15 protein-coding genes are annotated in these 20,878 nt (G+C 36.2%); 2 read left to right on the plus strand and 13 right to left on the minus strand.

Annotation, left to right across the window (positions count from 1 at the left end; translation table 11 throughout):
- Positions 1-43: 43 nt before the first annotated feature.
- Both RNZ47_RS00930 and RNZ47_RS00935 read left to right on the plus strand, forming a co-directional pair.
- Positions 44-3,082, plus strand: coding sequence for a two-component regulator propeller domain-containing protein (locus tag RNZ47_RS00930; RefSeq protein ID WP_311935197.1), 3,039 nt, complete (start codon positions 44-46; stop codon positions 3,080-3,082).
- A gap of 131 nt (positions 3,083-3,213) precedes the next feature.
- Positions 3,214-3,846: a response regulator gene (locus tag RNZ47_RS00935; protein WP_311935198.1), complete on the plus strand. Its 633-nt coding sequence runs from the start codon at positions 3,214-3,216 to the stop codon at positions 3,844-3,846.
- 31 nt (positions 3,847-3,877) lie between these two features.
- On the opposite strand, the gene RNZ47_RS00940 is transcribed toward RNZ47_RS00935, so the two are convergent.
- The 13 genes from RNZ47_RS00940 to RNZ47_RS01000 form a co-directional block, all read right to left on the minus strand.
- Positions 3,878-4,963, minus strand: a complete 1,086-nt coding sequence (locus RNZ47_RS00940) for a mechanosensitive ion channel family protein (protein WP_311935200.1) — start codon at positions 4,961-4,963, stop codon at positions 3,878-3,880.
- A gap of 472 nt (positions 4,964-5,435) precedes the next feature.
- Positions 5,436-6,572, minus strand: coding sequence for a universal stress protein (locus tag RNZ47_RS00945; RefSeq protein WP_311935203.1), 1,137 nt, complete (start codon positions 6,570-6,572; stop codon positions 5,436-5,438).
- An 84-nt stretch (positions 6,573-6,656) separates the two neighbouring features.
- Positions 6,657-7,124, minus strand: a complete 468-nt coding sequence (locus RNZ47_RS00950) for a Dps family protein (protein WP_311935205.1) — start codon at positions 7,122-7,124, stop codon at positions 6,657-6,659.
- Between the two features lie 182 nt (positions 7,125-7,306).
- Positions 7,307-7,816 (minus strand): GreA/GreB family elongation factor, encoded by a 510-nt coding sequence (locus RNZ47_RS00955; RefSeq protein WP_311935208.1) that lies wholly within the window; start codon positions 7,814-7,816, stop codon positions 7,307-7,309.
- A gap of 3 nt (positions 7,817-7,819) precedes the next feature.
- Complete coding sequence (locus tag RNZ47_RS00960; RefSeq protein WP_311935210.1) at positions 7,820-8,815, minus strand: NADP-dependent oxidoreductase; 996 nt, start codon at positions 8,813-8,815, stop codon at positions 7,820-7,822.
- Positions 8,816-8,925: 110 nt separating this feature from the next.
- Complete coding sequence (locus tag RNZ47_RS00965; protein ID WP_311935213.1) at positions 8,926-9,324, minus strand: GlcG/HbpS family heme-binding protein; 399 nt, start codon at positions 9,322-9,324, stop codon at positions 8,926-8,928.
- A 373-nt stretch (positions 9,325-9,697) separates the two neighbouring features.
- The gene (locus tag RNZ47_RS00970) at positions 9,698-11,296 is read right to left on the minus strand and encodes a histidine kinase dimerization/phosphoacceptor domain -containing protein (RefSeq protein ID WP_311935215.1); all 1,599 of its coding nucleotides are present in this window, start codon (positions 11,294-11,296) and stop codon (positions 9,698-9,700) included.
- Positions 11,297-11,715: 419 nt separating this feature from the next.
- Complete coding sequence (locus tag RNZ47_RS00975; RefSeq protein WP_311935218.1) at positions 11,716-12,555, minus strand: helix-turn-helix domain-containing protein; 840 nt, start codon at positions 12,553-12,555, stop codon at positions 11,716-11,718.
- 155 nt (positions 12,556-12,710) lie between these two features.
- Positions 12,711-14,165, minus strand: coding sequence for a cardiolipin synthase (cls, locus tag RNZ47_RS00980; protein WP_311935219.1), 1,455 nt, complete (start codon positions 14,163-14,165; stop codon positions 12,711-12,713).
- 139 nt (positions 14,166-14,304) lie between these two features.
- Positions 14,305-15,792 carry a potassium/proton antiporter gene (locus tag RNZ47_RS00985; RefSeq protein WP_311935220.1) on the minus strand — a complete coding sequence of 496 codons (1,488 nt, stop codon included), beginning with the start codon at positions 15,790-15,792 and terminating at the stop codon, positions 14,305-14,307.
- Between the two features lie 256 nt (positions 15,793-16,048).
- Entirely contained in the window at positions 16,049-17,389 is a 1,341-nt protein-coding gene (mgtE, locus tag RNZ47_RS00990) for a magnesium transporter (protein ID WP_311935221.1), read from the minus strand.
- A 135-nt stretch (positions 17,390-17,524) separates the two neighbouring features.
- Entirely contained in the window at positions 17,525-17,908 is a 384-nt protein-coding gene (locus tag RNZ47_RS00995) for an arsenate reductase family protein (RefSeq protein WP_311935223.1), read from the minus strand.
- Between the two features lie 25 nt (positions 17,909-17,933).
- On the minus strand, positions 17,934-20,720 hold the full coding sequence (locus RNZ47_RS01000) for an aconitate hydratase (protein ID WP_311935225.1): 2,787 nt from the start codon (positions 20,718-20,720) through the stop codon (positions 17,934-17,936).
- Positions 20,721-20,878: the final 158 nt, after the last annotated feature.

A 20,878-nucleotide genomic window follows, 5' to 3' on the forward strand; every position in this document is an offset into this window, starting at 1 on the left:
TTTGTATATTTGATACTAAGCTATTATCAACAAAACCAACCAATTGAAATTCATTAAAAGACTACTCGTTTTTGTTCTGCCATTGACTTTCCTGTTGTTAAGCCTGGGTGTTTATGCCCAAAACCCATCGCAAATAGACATATTAACCACTGAAGATGGTTTGTTGTTTCGGGATGTATCCAACATTGTACAAGACGATAAAGGGTTAATGTGGATTGGTACCAACCAAGGGCTTAACCGTTACGATGGACATAACTTTAAGGCTTATACCAGCGATCCAAAAAACCCGTTTTTTCTCGAAGAGGATTTTATAAAGTCCAATCTGCTTTATAACGAGCGCGACAATGCCCTGTGGTTTTTAGCTAACGACGAATTGTTTCAGCTGGAATTACCAACCGATTCTATTTTTTCTTTTGATAAAAGCCACAACCTAAAAGGCATGGTGCTAGATATTTTTAAGGCTCCGGACAATTCGATTTGGGTGGTTACCGATGATTATTGGAACGTTGAAAAAGGAACTGCCAAACAATACCTTCAAAAACTGGTAGATGGGAGTTTTAAGGTTATGGTTGCCATGGATAGGTACAAGCGTGGTTTTAACAAAATAACCTCGGATGCCAAAGATTTTATATGGTGGGCAACAACAAGCGGCACTTATAAATATACGGTTGATGGCAACCTATTGGAATCGCACATTTTAGATACTTATGATTGGAATGGCGATATAATTCATTATGTGCCCTTGTTTTTTAGCAGTAGCAACACACACTATTATTTTCCGTCGTCTCAAGGCGGCATCAATGTTTACGATGCATCAACCAAAACATCAAAACGTGTTTTCGATAAGAGTGATGTTATAAGATATGCTATAGAAGATCAAGACCAAAACATCTGGTTTGCAGGTTATAAAACCCTGTACCGGATGGATACCGATGGGAATTTTAGCGATTACACCCCTTTACTTAAATCGAAATTAGACTATTCTACAATCAACAATCTTTACATCGACCAAAACAGTTTGCTTTGGGTAGCTACCGATAACGGTTTGTTTAAGATAAGAACCCAGAAACAGTTGTTTACAAACCTTTTTAAATCAGAAAAAGAAGGTTGGGGAAATTCCATGCGAGGCATTTTTGAAGATGCCGAAGGACGTATATTTTCACTTTGCGAAAGCAAGCATCAAATTTGGTTTAAAAGCAAAAACGGACAAATCGATTCCTTGCCCCTAAAAACCACATCTGGAATACCATTTTCACTCATGTACGATGCCAGTTTTTTGGTTACAAACAACAAAAAAACGCATGCTTATGCCATTGGTAAAGGTATTTCTGAAATTGATTTACAAACGGGACAGACTAAAATCTATGATCAGTTCAGCACTAACAATAAAATCTATGGTCCAAATGCCTTACTAAAATTAAAAGATGGTCGTTTATTGTTTGGTTACACTCTGGATTTGCTCACCTTATTTAATCCTGAAACTCAAACAAGTCAATTAATTTTTAAGAATATTACAGAGCAAACCAATATTGCAGACCTTCAGTTTTTTGAGGAAAGCAATGACCCAAATAGTATTTGGGTGGGCACAAAAAACGATGGGGTATTAAAAATAGACCTCAACGGAAACATCCTAAAATCATTCAACACTAACACAACACCTAAATTGGACAAGCACCATGTCCTCTGTCTTGAAGAAGACCCCGACGGCAGCTTGTGGCTGGGAACTTACGGCGGTGGGCTCAGTCATATTTCAGCAGATGGAAAAACAATATTAACCTATACAAAAACCGACGGTTTACCAAACGATAATGTGGTGGCTATTTTACAAGATGGTGAGAACAAGCTTTGGATTAGCACCTACAACGGACTCACGTTATTTAATAAAGCCACCAAGGAATTCCAGAATTTTTACACCGAGGATGGGTTGTCTCATAATGAGTTCAACTATTCTTCATTTTTTAAGGATAGCCAAGGATTGTTTTATTTTGGTGGCATGAACGGTATTAATGTTTTTAATGCTGATGAATTGCAGGAATCCGTAAGACCACCAGATTTAAAACTATTAACGATTTCAGGCTACAACAGCAAAACAAAAAAGAGTTTTACCTTTGATTATGCCCAAAAAGAACTCCAAACCTTTACGGCATCACCTTATGACCAGTATTTTGAAATCAGTTGGACCATGCCCAGTTACTTTCAAAATCAAAAAAACACGTACAGCACCATGTTGGAAGGTTTTGACGACCGTTGGTTTTACCAAGGCAGTGCATCATCCATACGCTACAATTTATTGCCCGCTGGTGATTATCAACTAAAAATTAAAGGCAAGGACTCTAGAGGAAACGAGAGCGCATCCATGTTATCCATCCCCATAACGGTTAAGCAGATATTTTATAAAAAATGGTGGTTTATAGCACTCGTATTATTGGTAATTATTGGTATTATGTATGCTATTTTCAGATATCGATTCCAGCAAGCCATAGCCATGGAACGGCTTCGCTCTAAAATTTCCAGAGACCTGCACGACGATGTAGGCTCTTTACTTTCTGGTTTGGCCATGCAAACCGAACTTATGGAAATGGATGCGAGTAAAGCCGACAAGTCCAAATTACAAAAAATTGCGGGCATCAGCAGAAAGGCCATTTCACAAATGCGAGATTTGGTTTGGAGCATTGATAGCAGGCGCGAAACAACCAACGATTTAATAGAACGCATGCAAGAATTGGCAGAAGAATTGTTGTTGCCCAAAGGGATTTCGTTCACCATGGAGAGTGCATCGGTAAAATACCCAAACCGGAAACTAAGGGCCCAGGTAAAACAAAATATTTTTTTAATCTATAAGGAAGCTATCACGAATATTATTCGCCATTCCGATGCGACACATGTAACCATAGCCATCACAAACCATTATAAAATTTGTGAGTTTAGCATAAAAGACAACGGAAGCAAGAAAGCGTGTTATAAATCTACCGGATTGGGGCTGTCTAATATGCAGCTGCGAGCAGAGGATATAAAATCGGAATTAGTTTTTAAAACCGATAATGGTTTTGGTGTTATTCTCAATTTACCGTTTAATTTGTAAAGTTACTTGCCATTACTCATCGTAATAAACAAAAGAAACCACATCATAATGTGATTGCATAATGGTTTTAAAAACCTAACTTTATAACTGATAAATATTTATTTTTAAATCCCACAATTCGTAGCATCGGCATGAAACACATAAACATAGCCATTATTGAGGATGATGCCATAGTACAGGAAAGTCTCAGGGATTTTTTTGAGGTATTACCACATATGGAATGTTTGCTTATTTCAGCTTCCGTTGAAGGGTTTCTTAAAGACCAAAAGCGCTTAAAAAAAACACCGGATATTGTATTGTTGGACATTAATCTTTTGGGCATGTCCGGTATTAAAGGCATTCCTTTAATTTTGAATGAGTGGCCAAATACAGATATTATTATGCTTACAACATTTGAGGACGCCGATAGTATTTTTAAGGCCTTGTGCGCCGGAGCTTGCTCTTATTTATCAAAAAAAACACCTTTGAAAAAAATACAGGAAGCTATTGAGGTGGTTTACGATGGAGGCTCGTATATGTCGCCATCCATAGCTCGTAAAATTGTAAATAGGTATGCCCCAAAACGCAATAAAAAATCAATTTTAACGCCAAGACAAACTGAGATTGTTGCCGGTATTGTAGCGGGGAAAAGTTATAAAATGATTGCAGACGATTTGTTTGTTTCGCTCGATACCGTAAGAAGCCACATCAAAAATATTTACAAAACACTTGAGATTAATTGTAAAGCTGAGTTAATTAAAAAATCTTATGATAACGAGCTTTAAATTCTTTTTTAAATTGGATGCTTAACCCAAATTAATCTTTGTTGTTTTTCATAACAATGGTTCTGTACGGGAACGGGATTTCAATCCCTTCCTTTTCAAAGCGTTTTTTTATACTTTCCAGTACATCAACTTTAAGTTGAAAACTATCGCTATAACTTCTTTCCCAAGTCCAAGCCCTTATGATTACTGAGAAGTCATCAAGTTTTACCAATGCAGTTCTTACTATGGGTTTGCCCTCTTGTATATCCTCTTCTGTCCGATTGTCTAAAATCAACGGATGGTTTTCACATTCTTCTTGCATGATTTTTTTAGCCAAATCAACATCACTGTCGTACGAGATTCCAATTTCTATACGTTCGCAACATTTAAGTTCGCCCATATCATAATTTATGAGTTTTTCCTTATTGATTATAGCATTTGGAATAACAATCATCTTATTTTCAAAATTACGAATAACGGTATGCCGCAGTGTAATGTCTACAACCCTACCCACCATCGTGTCTGTAACTTTAACGAGGTCACCAACTTTAAAAGGCTTAAAGGTAATAATAAACAAACCGCCTATAATATTTGCCAAGGCCTCTTGTGCCGCAAGTCCCGCAATAAGCGCCATAACACCTGCGCCTCCTAAAGCCGTTTGGGCAACCCCTTTAAGCGAAGGAAAAGCCAAGAGACACAGCAGAATGCCAACAAAATAAATTACGACAAGGACAACGTATCGTAAAAACTGAAAACTGGTTGGATCTTGTTCGTTTTCTATCTTTTTTTTAATGTCGTATTTAAACCACATATTGGAAGTTGAGGCCGCTATTACGGTAAGTGCCAAAACCACACCTATATGGAGTGCGGTTTTAAATTCGTTGGCCAACATGCTTTGCTGGGTTTCATCTACGATTAGGAAAGTTAAAGCAATTAAACCCAAAACAACCCATAATGTATTGAGAATACGTTTTAAAACATTTAAAGGTTTTGAAGGTTCTCCCGGGAACTTTCTCTGCTTTTCTTTGGAGAGCCAATGGTGTAGTTTATTGGTTAATATGCGCAAAACTATAATTACAGCGATGACTATTACACCGTAAATAATAGTTTGTTTATAGGTTTCTAAAAATTCTATCATATTTAATATGTTTTCAATTTACCTTAAAAGAGTACCATAAAATTCAATACGGACATTATGTTTGGTGTTTAAATTTTACTTGTAATCACAGCAATCCATTTGATAAACAAACTATTTGCAGGTGCTGTTTTATTAATGATTTATGCGTAATGTCTAAAATGGTTTTAAAACAAACATACAATTTATTCGAGATATTTTTTACTAAAACGAATTAAGGGTTAGTAAATTAACCAATAAAAACGAGAGTATATATGGGGTTGCAAAAGATATAAATTCCGAACGGATTAAAATGAAATAGACCTCGCGGTTAAGCAATAAAAAGAGGCTGTCGGAAAAGTCGAATTCGTTGTTATATTGAGCTTGTCGAAATATTTTGACTTTAGATTATCAAGATTAGTTTCAACAGGCACAACCTGCAAATTAAATTCAAATGACTTTTCAGACAGCCTCTTTTTTAAATTTGTAATTGATTTTAGCGTTTTATTTGTTTACGCACTTCATTTTCAATTCTCATATTCTCAATACGTTCCAAAACGCGCTCCGCCATTTCTTTGTACTTTTTGGTGTTATCGGTATCTCCCAACTTTTCATAAACTTCGGCAATGCCTTTTAAGGAAGGTATGTGCATAAAATTAATGTCCAAACAAATTTTAAACTGTTGGATAGATTCTTGAAAAAAGCCGTTTTTAAAAAGTTTTAGGGCCAGATTGTAATGGTTTTCAATATCTTGAATTTTAGACTCCAATTCCAAAACCACCACATCTTCGTCTTTTAAAGTAATGAACGAGCAGGGTACTTCCCTGATTACCTTTTCGGTAACGCTGCCCATTAATATCTTACTGATACCAGATTTTCCCGTGGTGCCCATAATAAGCAAATCCGATTTATTTTTCTTAATGGATTTAAGAATCTTTTCCGAAGGGTCGCCACCCATAACTTGGGTCTCGTAATTTAAATCTATTAAATTAAAGTCTTCTAAAAATGCTTTGAACTCTTTTTCGTGCTCCAAATGTCTGGCTTCATTTATTTGGGCGGCATCAAGTTTTGAGAAATTGTACTTAAAGTACGGATATACGCTAAGAATTACCAACTTCGCATCTACCATTCGGGATATGATAATGGCACTGTTCAGGGCATGGCTGGATTCTTTGGAAAAATCTACCGGACAAATTATATTTTTAATATCCAGTGTTTGACCATCTTTTACAACAAAAACCGGTTTGTTACTTTTTCTGATAATTTTTTCTGCTGTGCTACCTAATTGAAAAGCATCATCCTTTAACTTATTACCAGAGCCAACTATTAATAAATTAGCATTAATATGGTCTGCAGCGCCAACAACCTTATCGCAATAATTTCCGTACTCTAAAATTGGAGTGCCTGTTTCAAGACCTTCATTGGTGATACTTTGGTTTATCTCATTCAACTTTGTAGTTGCAGCTGTTTTAAGCAGAAGGCTCACTTTTTCATTGTCAATATCATCAGGTAAAATATGGATAAGCGTGATTTTAGATTTGAAAGTTTTGGCAAAACTTATGGAGTTTTTCAAAACGTGATCAGAAGACTCCGTAAAGTCGATGGCAACTAAAATACTTTTAAGTAATTTCATGATATTTCAATTTATGTGTTTAACAATTTGGTTTTCAGAATAAAAAACCAATATTTGGTACTTCGTGTTTTGTATTTTTAAATACTATTTTAAATAAGAATTCAGCATCCAAAGTGTTTTTTCGGTTTCAGAAATGTAATCGCTCATCAGGCTTACCGTTCCTTCATCATCTGCATCTGCAGCAAGCGATAAAATGAGACGTTCCTTAGTTATTAAAGTCGAAAAATTCTTTACAATAATTTCCACACATTTGTTGCCGTCTGCAACGCTTTTTGCTTCTTGTATTTCGGTTGTTTTAAGATAATCGGTATACGTGTGCAAAGGCTCGCCTTCAAGCGTTAAAATACGTTCTGCTATTTCGTCAATTTTCACAAAGGCATCGTTGTATAGTTCTTCAAATTTATCGTGCAATTCAAAAAATTCCTTGCCTTTAATATTCCAATGGAATCCCCTTAAATTTTGATAGAAAATCTCATAATCCGCCAATAAAATATTCAGCTCAACTACTAATTTCTCAGCTTTTTTTCTATCTATTCCTACTAAATTTTTCATGTTTTTTTATGTTTTTCGATTAATCTCAAATATAAGCTTATTTTTTCTAAATAAGGATGACACATATCAGTTTTGACTGAAAAAACAAACAAAAACCAGCCTTGTAATTATGGTGTTTTCGTTAGGCTAAAAGGGTTCTCGTTTTTTTCCAAAAACAAGTTTCAATTTGCCTTAATATGGGCTTATTTTTTGATGTAGGCTATGTCCAAAATTTCAAAAACCCGTTCTGCGTTTGCCAGTTTTAAAATGGCTTTGTCGCCAACCTTTTTATGAGTCAATATTTTCGCTATTGGCGACACAAAGGAAATTTTTCCTTTGGAAATATCGGCCTCATCAACGCCAACAATCTGGTATTTTTGAACATCTTTTACAGCATCGATTTTAAGCGTAATGGTTGCACCAAATCGAATTTCATCCTGTGGTTGTGTTTCCAAGTCAATTATTTTGGCCGTTGAAATTCTCTGATTCAGCAATTGCAATTTCGCATTTATGTGATTTGTTGCAATTCGTCTTTCGTTTTCATTGGTAGTATCCAGATGTTCCAAGTCATTTATAAGCTCCTTTTTTTCGTTTAAAAGCGCTTGCATGCCAACCTGTGTGACGTAATTGATTACACCTTCAGGCAAATCGGCTCTGGGAGGTACAATTGGTATCTCCTCTTGATCTTCTTCTTTTACAAATCCTCTACTCATGATTTATTTAATTTTAATAACCACCTTCCCTTTGGTTCGTCCGTTTGCCACATGAAGCACAGCATTTAATGTATCTTTAAAAGGGTATTCCTTTTCAATATTGGTTTTAATTTTTTCCGATTCTACCAATTTTGTAATTTCATTAAGCTGTCTCGAATTGGGGCGTAAAAGTACGAGACTATAGTATGCCGCTTTTTCAGAAATTCGCTTTGTTATCTTCCTTCTTTTCCAAGCTAAATAGGTTTTGGCAAAAAAGTTCAATTTCATTCTGTTTGCAGTTTCTTTATCAACCGGACCAACCAGGGTTATTACTTTTCCGCCTTTTTTAATCACTTTAAAGGCATCTTCGGTATAATCATCTCCAAGTGTGTCTAAAACCATATCAACATCTTTTACAATGGTTTTGTAGTCTTCGGTTTTATAGTCAATGACACGATCTGCTCCCAGTGCTTTTACCCATTGTACGTTATCGGTACTTGTGGTTGTGTAAACATAAGCGCCTAATGTTTTTGCCATTTGGATTGCTACCGACCCCACACCGCCTGAGCCCGCATGGATTAATATTTTATCGCCAGATTTAAGCTTACCTCGTCGCAATGCTTGTGTAGCGGTAAGGCTAACCAATGGCAAACTTGCCGCTTCCTCAAAGGTTGTGTTCTTTGGTTTTAAGCTTACAATGTTTTGTTTTATTGAAACGTACTCTGCAAAAGTGCCTTGCGTATCTACATAGGCATATACCTCATCTCCAATATTGAAATTGGTAATAGCTTCACCTTTTTCTATAATTTTACCGCTTACATCGTATCCCATTGTAGCCGGCAAAGTGTAGTTTCTGCGCATTTTTAATTTACCGGTAATCACTTTAATGTCTAACGGATTTACACTCGCCGCATAAGTTTCAACTAAGACTTCATTCTTGTTGATGGTTGGCTTTTCAATATCAGAAAATTTGATGCTTTCTGAAATTTCATTGTATGCTATATGTTGTACTGCTTTCATAATCTAAAGGTGTTACTTACTTTTTTCAATAAACTGTGTTCAATTTATATTCAAAAAAAAAGAGGATAATTAATACTAATTATCCTCTTACTATGTTAATTAGTATGCTTTTAGATGGCTGTTGCTCCAGCTTCTGCAACGGTATGATCGTTTTCAACCGAGCTTCCACTTACGCCAATGGCTCCTATTATTTCGCCTTTCGCGTTTTTTATTGGAATACCTCCGGGAAACGTAATCAATCCATTATTGGAATGCTCTATGTTATATAAAGAACCACCTGGTTGCGATAATTCGCCAATAATTCCAGTATTCATATCAAAATAACGTGCTGTTTTAGCTTTTTTTATTGAAATATCCAATGAGCCTAACCATGCACCATCCATTCTTCCAAATGCCACTAAATTTGCACCTACATCAACAATGGCAATATTCATTTTAGTATCTATTGCAGTAGATTTTTGTTTTGCTGCTGCAATTGCTTTTTCTGCCTGTTCTAATGTAATATTCATAATTTTTGTTTTAGTATTGTTATTATTCTGATGCAAATATAGGTTGAGAATTTAGGTAACGAGTTACTAAATCAGCTCAACAACTTATGAAGTAAGGTCAAAATTTAAAACTATAAAAATAAATTACGTCGTTATTTCACTCGGATTGAATCCGAATTTATTCTTAAAAGCAATACTAAAATTAGAAAGGTTGTTGTAGCCAATATTAAAATCTAATGCTTTTCTAGATTCGGAATTTATTATTCAAAAATCAGAACTATATGGTAGACATGTTGCTTTTAAACATAGGATTCTCTCTGATTAATAATATTTTGCAAACCCATAATTGAAATGACTTCACTTATAATTAATAGGAGGTTATCCATATACTTAATTAATCAGAAAAACTAACCTCAATGGGTTTAAATTGTATTTTAAAAGTGCTTTTGCCATCATTTGAATAGTTCATTTCTCCATTTAGTTGATCTGCCAAAATTAAAATGAGTTGCATCCCTAAAGATTCAGAAGCCTCAAAATTATAATTTTCAGGAAGTCCTGGGCCACTATCTGAGTAGACCAAAAGGTAGTGATCATTTTTCTTTAAAATAGAAATTTCTAAAGAATTTATTTTATCCATTTTAAAAGCATGCTTAAAAGAGTTGGTTACTAATTCATTAAGAATTAGTCCAAGGTTTGATGTGGTATCGCCATCAAAGATTAAATCATCATCTATTTTAACGGTCTTTTCTAAATTTAAATCCTTCACACCTATAATTTCTTCCACGAAATCTAATAGCTGTTTGGTATATTCTTTTGTTTTGATATCCTTAAGAGAAACACTTCCATATAGTTTTTCATGTACTAAGGCCATAGAATGTATCCTGGATTTACTTTGCTCTAGCGCAGATTTAACAGCTTCATCATTGCTTTCTTCTTGTTGCAAACTTAATATTCCAGAAATCATTTGCATATTATTTTTAACTCTATGGTGTATTTCTTTAATAAGGGTTTCTATTTTAAATAGGCTTTTTTCTAATTCAGTGTTTTTGGTTTTAATTTGAGTGTTTGCAAGATTTAAATTTCTATTTAATGTTTTGTTTTTTAAAAAAAGATAAAAGATTATTATGATCGCTAAAGAAATAATAAAGTACCATAAATAAGCTAAGTAGACTATTGTATTTGAAATTTCAGTTTTTTCTTTGTAGGCACTTCCTATTTTTAAATTTAAACCAAAAACATTGATGTTGGAATAAATAAAGTCATCCTCAGAAATTTTAAAATTCTTATAATATTCTGGGTCTCTGTTATTATTATAAATCTTGGTTTTATTGTAAACCACTTCCCTTGTTAAATCAACTGTATCCTTTACAATAAATTTGTGTACAAACTCTTGTTTGGAAGTCTCTTCATAAAAATAGTCTAATAGATATTTAGCGTTAATTACTGGGGCCATATAACCCAAAACATTATTTTGCTTATCATGAACTGTAAAATTAAATGGAAACCCAACCCATCCCTCTCTAAGATTAATTGGCGTAAAGATGCGTATATTATCAGTGGTCATAAGCTTATCTAAGGCCTTTATTCTCTCTTTATCAAGAAGCCCTTTTAAAGAAACTCCCTTAAGCCCTGGTGCATCAATTGTTTTTGGAGTTAAAACATACTTAAAAACATGGTTTGTATCCATATAACTTACGACTATTGAATCGTTAAATTTAATTTCACCAAGTAAATCGTTCAAATACTTTTGTAACTCAATTTCAGTAGGAAAAGTTGGAGTGTTTTTTAAATGACTTTTTAAGGAAGAAACTAAAGCGGCATAGACGTCAATTCCTGCTTTCGCTCTAATCATGGCGTCCGAATGTGTTTTCTCTAATTTATCTTGTATTTTTTTTCGCTCTAATTCTTGGTATGAAGAAATGAATTGCTGAAGCAATACTCCTCCTAAAATAAGAGTTAAAACAATAACTATCAAGCGCTTACTAATAATCATGAGTGGTAGTAGTAAAAACCTTAAAAAAGATTTGGGACCGTATTGGTAACAAAGTTACTTTAAATTTTAGACTTGTTTTGGTTTTAAGGGTCAAATATTTCATATACAAGCCATGTTTAGTGACTCAAACACTTAAATTTAGAAAAGTAAAAAATGATGATTATAATTAATGATATAAAAAAGAGTCACTAAACAACGTAGATTAAATGTTCTTTTTTTTTTGATATTTTTCAGGCTAAATAAGTGGTTTTTTGAAAAGGTTTAGGCTACATCTAAATTATTAGATTCGAGTTTTAACTATATTCTTACAATCTTTACTATGATACAAAATATACATATTTTTCATACAAAAAAAATACATTTCCTTTAACAAGCTAGTTAACGGGTGCTATAGCTGTTTTTATATATGGTATACATGCTCAATTGGTAATATCTGTTGGACTAACACCAAATTTATTCTTAAAAGCAATACTAAAATTAGAAAGGTTATTGTAGCCAAAATCTAAATAAATATCCGAAGCTTTTAATTGGCCTTCTTTCAAAATTTCTTTAGCTTTTAATAGCCGTTTGTCCTGCAACCATTTTCCGGGAGACGTTTTATACTCGTTGATAAAATGACGTTTAAAAGTGGATAAACTCATATGACATAAAAACGCAATTTCCTCTAACTTTAAATTGGAATACACGTTGTTTTCAACAACCTTTTTAAACGGCGATATTTGTTTTGAGATTAAAGACTGTAGAAATAATTCAAATTTAGATCCGTATTTATTAATAAGATACAGCATCAGTTCTTCAAATTTTACCGAAAGTAAATTGTACTTAAAGATAGCCGGTGCTTCGTTTATTGTTGCCAATGAATTTAGATAAGACATGATATAGCTATCGTTTTCAATCACAAAATAGCCAACCTCATTTTTACTTGGTTCTAAATTATTTACATGTTTGTTATAAAACTCTGAAAGTTTAGTTTCTGAAAAAAACAACAGTTTGCAATAATAAACGGCATCGGTATCCAATAATTCTGTCCATAACCAATTTCCTTTTTTAAGAAGTAAAGACTGATTTTTGTTTACCGCCACGGCAGTATCTGCAAAATGCACCTGTTTTTTTCCCACCTGTAAAAAACTGAACATGTGCATACTTAAATTGACTTTGCTTTTTACCACATTATTGTTCATTTTAAAATCGTAAACAAACACGTCTGGATTTACTTTTGAATCTTTAAAATAAATTTCGGGTATGTTTTCTATGGGCATGTATTATTTTTTAAAGGTTCTGGCAATGGGTTTCTGTATAAAAAAGATCGTTTATAAAATGAATCGCTTTCATAAATATATAAAAATGTACCCTAGCCATTACTTTTTAAACCGTCTTTTAGCGTTTTTCATATTTCGATAGGCACTATGAATAGTTATAAAAATGGAGATGTTAATCGTACCAATCGTTCCCATAAATGAATATACTTTGGTCTGTTTAACCATGCTTCCGCATCAATTAATGTGGATACTTTTAAGTCATTTTCAAAAGCCTCTGTAAGTTTTGCTGCAATGTTTTTGCTATAAACCATGGCATTAACTTCAAAATTCAAGTCAAAACTTCTGTAGTCCATATTAGCTGAACCTATAATTGCCAAATCATCATCAATCACCATAGTTTTTGCGTGCACAAATCCTTTGTTATACTTGTAAATCTTTGCGCCAACCTGAAGCAACTCGGTGTAATAGGCATTTGCCGCAGCATTAACCATTTTGGAATCTGACACTCCTGGAATTAAAATTTTAACATCCAATCCGCCGAGAATGGCAATAATTAAAACATCCATCAAACTTTCGTCTGGAATAAAATAAGGACTTGTAATGTATATGCTTTTTTTGGCTGAACTTATGGCTTCTAAAAGGGAATAAAAAATTACGGGCTGCTGACTGTCTGGTCCCGATGCCGCAATCTGCACTACTTCGGGTTTAATAATGTCTTGTTTTGTACTGTCAATAAAATAGGTTTCGGAATACTCAAAAGGTGTTGTGCTACAAAAATTCCAATCGCCCATAAATAAATATTGCAAATAGGCCGTGGCTTGCCCCTTAATCATTAAATGGGTGTCGCGCCAATACAGATGGTTTTCAACCTTTAAATCGTTTCGGTATTTATCGCTCATATTAATACCGCCAACAAAACCAACCATCCCATCGATAACCACAATTTTTCTATGGTTTCTGTAATTAAGTCGATTGGCAAAAGCATACCATCGTATTTTATAAAAAGGTGCGGTTTGTACCCCGGCGTCCTGTAGTTTTTTAATGAACGGTTTTCCTAAGCCATGACTTCCAAAATCATCGTACATAAAACGTACTTCAAGACCTTCTTTTGCTTTTCTTATAAGCACGTCTGCAACTTGGTTTCCGGTAATATCATTTTCATAAATATAATATTCAAAATGAATGTGATGCGTTGCGTTTTCCAAAGCCTTTAACAGTTCCGGAAATTTTTCCTCGCCATTTATTAAGAGTTTCACTTCGTTGTTTGCCGTTAACGGACTGCTGCTCGACCGACGAATAAATTCAATTAAAGTTTCACTTTTATGGGCGGTTAAACCTGATTTACCCACGGTTTTAGAATACGCATTCATTCTGTTTCTGATGCGTTGCCGAAGTGGTTCGTCTTCCACTATTTTCTTTGAATATAACTTTCGTTTTCTGTAATTGATACCTACGGAAAAGTAAAAAATCATACCAAAAAACGGAACAAATACAATAAACAAGATGTAAGCCAATGCTTTTGTGCTGCTCCGGGTATCGCGCAGCACCCTAAAAATGACAAAAACGACCAACAGTATGTATGCGGTTTCGCCGATTAAAATCCAATTCATATAAGGCTGGGTTTATTGTGCCGTTAAATTAAATATTTTATCTAATCCATCAAAAGATTAATTACGAGGCCATGTGTGGCTCGGTTTCATTTATATAAAGCCGAAAAAAATCAGGAATTTAATGACGCAACCCGTTTTATCAAGCTTCAGTCTTTTTTGTTGTATCGCGCCTGTACAAACAATCCTTTACTTTTGTGTAATCTTCCTCGCTATCCGCCAGAACCATTAAAATATCTTTTGCTTTAATTTCGGTAGAACCACCGGGTCGAATGTATTCTTTACCGCGTTTAATCATGACAATAAAGGCTGATTTCGGGAAGTTTAAATCGACAATTCTTTTGTTTTCTGAAAAAAGGTCGGGTAAAATCTCAAATTCTTCCAAAGAAGATTTAGGAAGATTTGACAAGAGCTGGTCTATTTCGGTTTTCTTTTTGGTTTCTTCGGGCATACCAACATTCAGCCATTTTGCGAAAATAGTAAGGGTTGTGCCCTGTATTAAAATGGAGGTTACAGAGATAAAGAAAACGATACTAAAAATTATATCGGCTTTTTCAACGCCGGCCAACAACGGATATGTGGCAAACACGATGGGCACCGCACCGCGCAAACCTACCCAAGAAATATACAGTCGCCGTCTAAATTTCATCTTAAAAAAGATTAAACTTATTAAAACGCCTAAAGGGCGGGCAATGACTATTAAAAATAAGGATATAAGTAATCCTACACCAATATATGGCACGATTTTCTTCGGAAAAACCAAAAGGCCCAAAGTAAGGAACAACACAATTTCCACAAGCCACGCCAAACCATCGTACATTCTTAAAATGGTTTTTTTGTGTATTAAATCTTGATTGCCCAGAAAAACCGCGCAAATGTAAATGGCAAGAAACCCGTTGCCGCCAACAAAATCGGTTGCCGAAAAGGTAATAAACATCAAAGCGATAACCAATACAGGGTAAAGCCCCTCAAAATCAAGGTTTATTTTATTGATGATTATTTTACTGAGTTTTCCAAAACCGAAACCGGCAAAAGCGCCCACAATCATCTGTTGAAAAAACATGGGTAAAATAGACACAATGCTTTGATCCTGATTGACTACCAAGGTTAAAAACATAATGGTAAGCACATAAGCCATGGGGTCGTTACTTCCACTTTCCAGCTCCAAGGTTGGACGCAGATTGGTTCTCAGAGCAAGATTTTTAGAGCGTAAAATTGAAAATACAGCGGCCGCATCGGTGGATGAAACGATGGAACCCAACAACATACTTTCGTAAATGGTAAAATCTGTAACGAGCCAAACAAATGTGCCAAGCGATAGCGCTGTGAGCAAAACGCCCATAGTAGACAACGCAATGCCTTCTTTAAGAACAGGTTTTATGTTGCTCCAATTTGTATTGAGCCCTCCAGAAAACAAAATAAAATTTAGTGAAACAATTCCTATAAGCTGCGCCGTTTTGGGGTCGTTAAAAATGATACCGCCTATACCATCGGAACCCGCCAACATGCCTATGGCTAAAAAGATTATTAATGTGGGAACTCCAAATTTATAAGAGCTTTTCCCAACAATAATGCTTATAAAAAGTAAGATTGAGCCAACGAGCAGAATGTTTTCAATTGTTAAATTCATCCGTATGTTTTATTGGTTTGTGATGGTTATTTTGAGTTCCAAATTACGGAAATCTCGAAGATAAAAAGAATATAAATCATCTTAATTGTCATGATTTCTTCTATTAAAAGAGCTGTTATTCCTTTTTTAAATTGAAAAAACCTGAGGTGTTTATGATTGTATTTTTGTTTGTTTTTTTATGAATTTCAGCCAATACGAAGCTGTACTGGAAAGCAAAAAATAAAATGATTTTGTAGCTTTTTACCATGCATCTTTTTTAAAACCCAAAAAACCACGACGCTATGGAAAAGTAAATGATTACGCCACAAATATCGGACAATGAGGTTACCAAGGGCGCACTTGCCGTTGCCGGATCTAACTTTAACCTTGTAAAGATAAATGGCAAAAGCAGACCAATTAAGCTACCAATCATTACCGTTAAAATCATGGACAGCCCCACGACAATAACAATTTCAGGAGCCCTAAAACTGGCTACTGCCGCTACGCCAACCGCCATAGTAATTCCTAAAAAAAAGGATACGATAAATTCTTTACCAACCAATTTATGCCAATCGTTCAATTTTACGCCTCCAACCGCCAAATAACGTATCATTAGGGTCGCCGATTGTGAGCCTGCATTTCCGCCGCTATCTATCAAAAGAGGCAAAAAGAAAACCAAAGGCACGTACAATTGAATAACTTCTTCAAAATTAGACATGGCCGCTCCCGAAAAAACGTTCATAAAAACCAAAATGAACAGCCAAACAATGCGGTTTTTATACAAGTCGTAAACCTTCGCCTTTATGGGGTCGGTTATGGCGCTTTGAATAGAGCCGAATTTATGGAAATCTTCTGTAGATTCTTGTTCATCCACATCCATAATATCATCGAAGGTTACAATGCCCAACAGCACCCCTTGCTCGTTAACCACAGGCAATGCCACCCTATCATAGGTCTTAAATAACTTTACGGCGGTTTCCTGGTCGTCCATCGCGTTTAGAGCCACAAAACGATAATCCATCAATTCTTCCACCAGTTGTTTTGGTGATGCCAGAAGTAAGGCTCCTATCCTGATATCATCAATCATTTTACCCTCGTGGTCTACAATATAAATCACATTTAAAGTTTCCGAATTGCGTCCGTTTTGTCGGATGTACTCAAAGGAAGTCTCCACCGAAAAATTGGGTTTAATAGCAACAAATTCCGGGGTCATCAATCGAGCTACACTGTCTTTAGGATAGCTTAAGAGTAAGTCGGCAATCTTTCGTTCTTCAGGCGACAATAATTGAATCAAGGGTTTTGCCACATGTTCTGGCAGTTCCTTAAAAAACGTTGTTCGGTCGTCCGGTTCAATATCGTTAAGAAGATTGGCTACTTTTTGGGGCTTGCTGCCTAAAGCTTCAACTATGTCCTTTTGGTCGGAAGGCGACAGCAGTTTGAACACTTTCTTGGTTTGCTCTCTTGTTAGCAGTCTGAACAGAATTATCTTTTCACGTATTGGCGCATCTTGCAACACTCGAACTACCTCATTAGCATCCAACTCATTCAAGTAGCGTTTTGCTGTTTTCCAATCATTATTTTCGATAAGCTCAAGGAGGTTTGTTTCTGTTTCAATCATAAAAGTGTGGCGTCAATAATTTATTCAATTTCGAAGTTGGTATTTAAATGCATTAAAATTTGCACTCCGTTTTTATCGATTCAAAGTATGCTTCAAGGTTATTTCAACGGATTGCTTAATCACAACAAATCGATTTTAAATCCGAATAATATCCGTTGGCGTATTCACCAAAACAGTTCGTTCGCCTCGCAACGCTATGGGCTGTTTCATGATTTCGGGATGGTTCTGTATCATGGTTATCCAGTCTTCTGAAGAGAAACATTTAGCCGTAAATTTTTTTCTGTATTTGTAGTGTTCTTGATTTACAAGCTCGTTGATTTTAATCCCCAACCGACCAGCCAACTCGGTAATTTGAGTGCCAGTGAGCGGCGTTTTTAAAATATCTACTTCCTCGATAGGAAGCCCATGTGTTTTGGCGTATGCCAATGCCTGTTTTCCTATTCGGGATCTGGAATTATAGTACAAGGTAATCTGTCTGTCCGACGTAGCTATGACTCCCTTATTTATAGAACTGCGCATTTTTATAGTATTTGTGATGATTAAATTATACTTCTAAAAACTGCCTTAACACATATTGTAAAATCCCACCGTGTTTTAAATACTCGATTTCGATGGCTGAATCCAAACGTGTTATCACTTTAAATGTAGTTTCAGAACCGTCTTCTTTTGTGGCGGTTACCGTTAGTTCCTTGCCTGGTTTTAACCCTTCTTCTATTCCCGAAATTGCTATGTGTTCTTTCCCGCTTAAACCAAGTTTATCGGCATCTTCGCCTTGTTTGAATTTTAAAGGCAGTACGCCCATACCTACCAAATTGGAACGGTGAATACGCTCGTAAGAACTAGCAATAACCGCTTTTACACCCAATAAACTGGCACCCTTTGCAGCCCAGTCTCGTGATGAACCCGATCCGTATTCGCTACCTGCCAATACGATCAATGGCGTATCGGTCTTCATATATTTCATGGCGGCGTCATAAACATTTAACTCTTCGTTTTCAGGAAAATAAGTGGTATATCCGCCTTGTTTTGTGGCAATTTTATTTTTAATATACACATTGGCAAAAGTACCGCGCATCATCACTTCATGGTTACCTCTGCGGGAGCCGTACGAGTTGAACATGGCACGCTCAATGCCCTTGGATTTTAAGTATTGACCCGCAGCGCTATCTTCGGAAAAGGAACCTGCTGGCGAAATGTGATCAGTGGTCACCGAATCTCCTAAATTCATAAGCACTCTTGCTTTTTGAATGTTTCGCAAAGGTTCTGGCGTCACACTAATATCTTTAAAGAATGGAATTTCTTTGATATAGGTGGAATTGTCTTTCCACTCATAATCCAATCCAGTTGGTGCGGGCAGGTTCTGCCATTGCTCTTCCCCATCAAAAATTACGCTGTACTCTTTTGCGTAATCTTCTTTGGTGGTGGCACTTTCAATAGCATTTTGAATTTCTTCTTGGGTTGGCCAAATATCCTTTAAAAAAACATCGCGTCCGTTAGCATCCTGGGCCAGCGGATCTTCCATTAAATTGATGTCCACCCTACCAGCAATGGCATAGGCAACCACCAACATGGGCGATGTCAAGAAATTCATTTGTATCTTAGGATGAATCCTTGCCTCAAAATTCCTATTTCCACTTAACACCGAAGCAGCCACCAAATCGCATTCGTCAATGGCTTTTTCGATATGAGGGGCCAGCGGCCCCGAATTTCCTATACAAGTCGTACAACCGTAGCCCACCACATGAAATTTCAATGCTTCCAAGTGCTGCAAAAGCCCGGAGCGTTTTAAATAATTGGTCACAACCTTTGAGCCGGGAGCCAACGAGGTTTTCACCCAAGGTTTAACGTCTATCCCTTTTTCTATCGCTTTTTTGGCAACTAGTCCTGCGCCCAACATAACCGAAGGGTTTGAGGTATTTGTACAGGACGTTATGGCAGCCATCACAATGGAGCCGTCGCTAATGGCGTATTCCTGATTTTCTTGACTGATCCTTACGGAATGTAAGGCATCGCCATTTTTATTTTCAACCTTAACCTCGACGTCCTCGGCCATTTTTCTATCCTTTAAACGTTGGTTGAAACGGGTGCCCGAACCACCTTCGCCGTACCAAGTCTCACGTTCCTCCAGGGGCACATAATCCCGACCGTGTATATCTTTTAACAGGCTTCCAAATTGTACTTTTAAATCTTTGACCCTAATTTTATCTTGCGGGCGTTTTGGTCCGGCAACCGAGGGTTCCAAAGTTGATAAATCCACCGTAACCACATCGGAGTATTCCATTTTCTCATCGCCGGTTCGCCATAGAAGGTTGTTTTTGCAATACTGCTCCACCAAATCGACCTGTGCTTGATCGCGGTTGGTTTTAACCATATATCTTAGGGTTTGGTCGTCAATTGGAAAATACGTAATGGTACAACCGAATTCAGGCGACATATTAGCAATGGTAGCACGGTCTGGCACCGATAAATAGTCCAAGCCATCGCCAAAAACCTCAACAAAATCGCCCACTACACCGTATTTGCGCAGTCGGTTTGTAATTTCAAGCACCATATCGGTAGCTGTAATACCTTCGGGAAGTTTTCCTTTGAGCTGCAGCCCGATAACTTTCGGCATGGAGAAATAAATTGGTTGCCCCAATAAAGCCGCTTCGGCCTCAATACCTCCGGCACCCCATCCTACCACTCCAATGCCGTTCACCATAGGGGTGTGCGAGTCGGTTCCCACCAAGGTATCGGGATACGCCCAACCGTCGCGTTCAACAACGCCCTTTGCCAGATACTCAAGGTTAACCTGATGGCAAATCCCCATTCCGGGGGGCACGACGGTAAAATCATCAAACGCATTTTGAGCCCATTTTAACAATTCATATCGTTCGCTATTGCGTTTATATTCATACTCTACATTTTTTCTATAAGCATAATCGGTACCAAAAAAATCGACTTGCACGGAGTGATCGATAACCAAATCTACGGGTACTTTAGGGTTGATTTTGGAACCATCCTTACCTTTTCGGATGGCCTCAGAACGAATCGCAGCAATATCAACCACAGCGGGCACCCCTGTAAAATCCTGCATCAATACGCGTGCAGGCTTAAAGGGCACTGATGCATCGCTTCCTTTAGGATCCCATTGTATCAGGTTTTCAATATGTTCATCGTTTATCAGAAATCCATCAAAATTCCTCAAAGCATTTTCTAACAGAATACGAATTGAAAACGGCAACTGTCGTATACGCGGATATGTCTCCGCCACTTTTTCTAAACTGATGATGTTTAATTTACGATTTTGTACTGATAGGGCGCTTTTAAAAGAATCTTTATTGATTTTCATATGCTTAAATTTTTTAGGTATCTATTTTTAAAAAGAATTATTTGATTAATTCTGTTCCCAAAACCCGCCTTAAAATAGGAATTGATTTGATTAAGGTCAGCTTACTGCTAAGGTAATGAAATATTCTAAATTTTTAACCTAACGATTCCATGTGCTTG

It is taken from the genome of Hwangdonia seohaensis, assembly GCF_031932625.1.
GTDB classification, from domain to species: domain Bacteria; phylum Bacteroidota; class Bacteroidia; order Flavobacteriales; family Flavobacteriaceae; genus Hwangdonia; species Hwangdonia seohaensis.

Coding starts and splice junctions, on each gene's coding strand:
- RNZ47_RS00955 (WP_311935208.1), bottom strand. CDS start 7,816: ATGAGTAGAGGATTTGTAAAAGAAGAAGATCAAGAGGAGATACCAATT.
- RNZ47_RS01000 (WP_311935225.1), bottom strand. CDS start 20,720: ATGAAAATCAATAAAGATTCTTTTAAAAGCGCCCTATCAGTACAAAAT.
- cls (WP_311935219.1), bottom strand. CDS start 14,165: ATGAATTGGATTTTAATCGGCGAAACCGCATACATACTGTTGGTCGTT.
- RNZ47_RS00970 (WP_311935215.1), bottom strand. CDS start 11,296: ATGATTATTAGTAAGCGCTTGATAGTTATTGTTTTAACTCTTATTTTA.
- RNZ47_RS00960 (WP_311935210.1), bottom strand. CDS start 8,815: ATGAAAGCAGTACAACATATAGCATACAATGAAATTTCAGAAAGCATC.
- RNZ47_RS00995 (WP_311935223.1), bottom strand. CDS start 17,908: ATGCGCAGTTCTATAAATAAGGGAGTCATAGCTACGTCGGACAGACAG.
- RNZ47_RS00950 (WP_311935205.1), bottom strand. CDS start 7,124: ATGAAAAATTTAGTAGGAATAGATAGAAAAAAAGCTGAGAAATTAGTA.
- RNZ47_RS00975 (WP_311935218.1), bottom strand. CDS start 12,555: ATGCCCATAGAAAACATACCCGAAATTTATTTTAAAGATTCAAAAGTA.
- RNZ47_RS00985 (WP_311935220.1), bottom strand. CDS start 15,792: ATGAATTTAACAATTGAAAACATTCTGCTCGTTGGCTCAATCTTACTT.
- RNZ47_RS00940 (WP_311935200.1), bottom strand. CDS start 4,963: ATGATAGAATTTTTAGAAACCTATAAACAAACTATTATTTACGGTGTA.
- RNZ47_RS00935 (WP_311935198.1), top strand. CDS start 3,214: ATGAAACACATAAACATAGCCATTATTGAGGATGATGCCATAGTACAG.
- RNZ47_RS00965 (WP_311935213.1), bottom strand. CDS start 9,324: ATGAATATTACATTAGAACAGGCAGAAAAAGCAATTGCAGCAGCAAAA.
- RNZ47_RS00945 (WP_311935203.1), bottom strand. CDS start 6,572: ATGAAATTACTTAAAAGTATTTTAGTTGCCATCGACTTTACGGAGTCT.
- mgtE (WP_311935221.1), bottom strand. CDS start 17,389: ATGATTGAAACAGAAACAAACCTCCTTGAGCTTATCGAAAATAATGAT.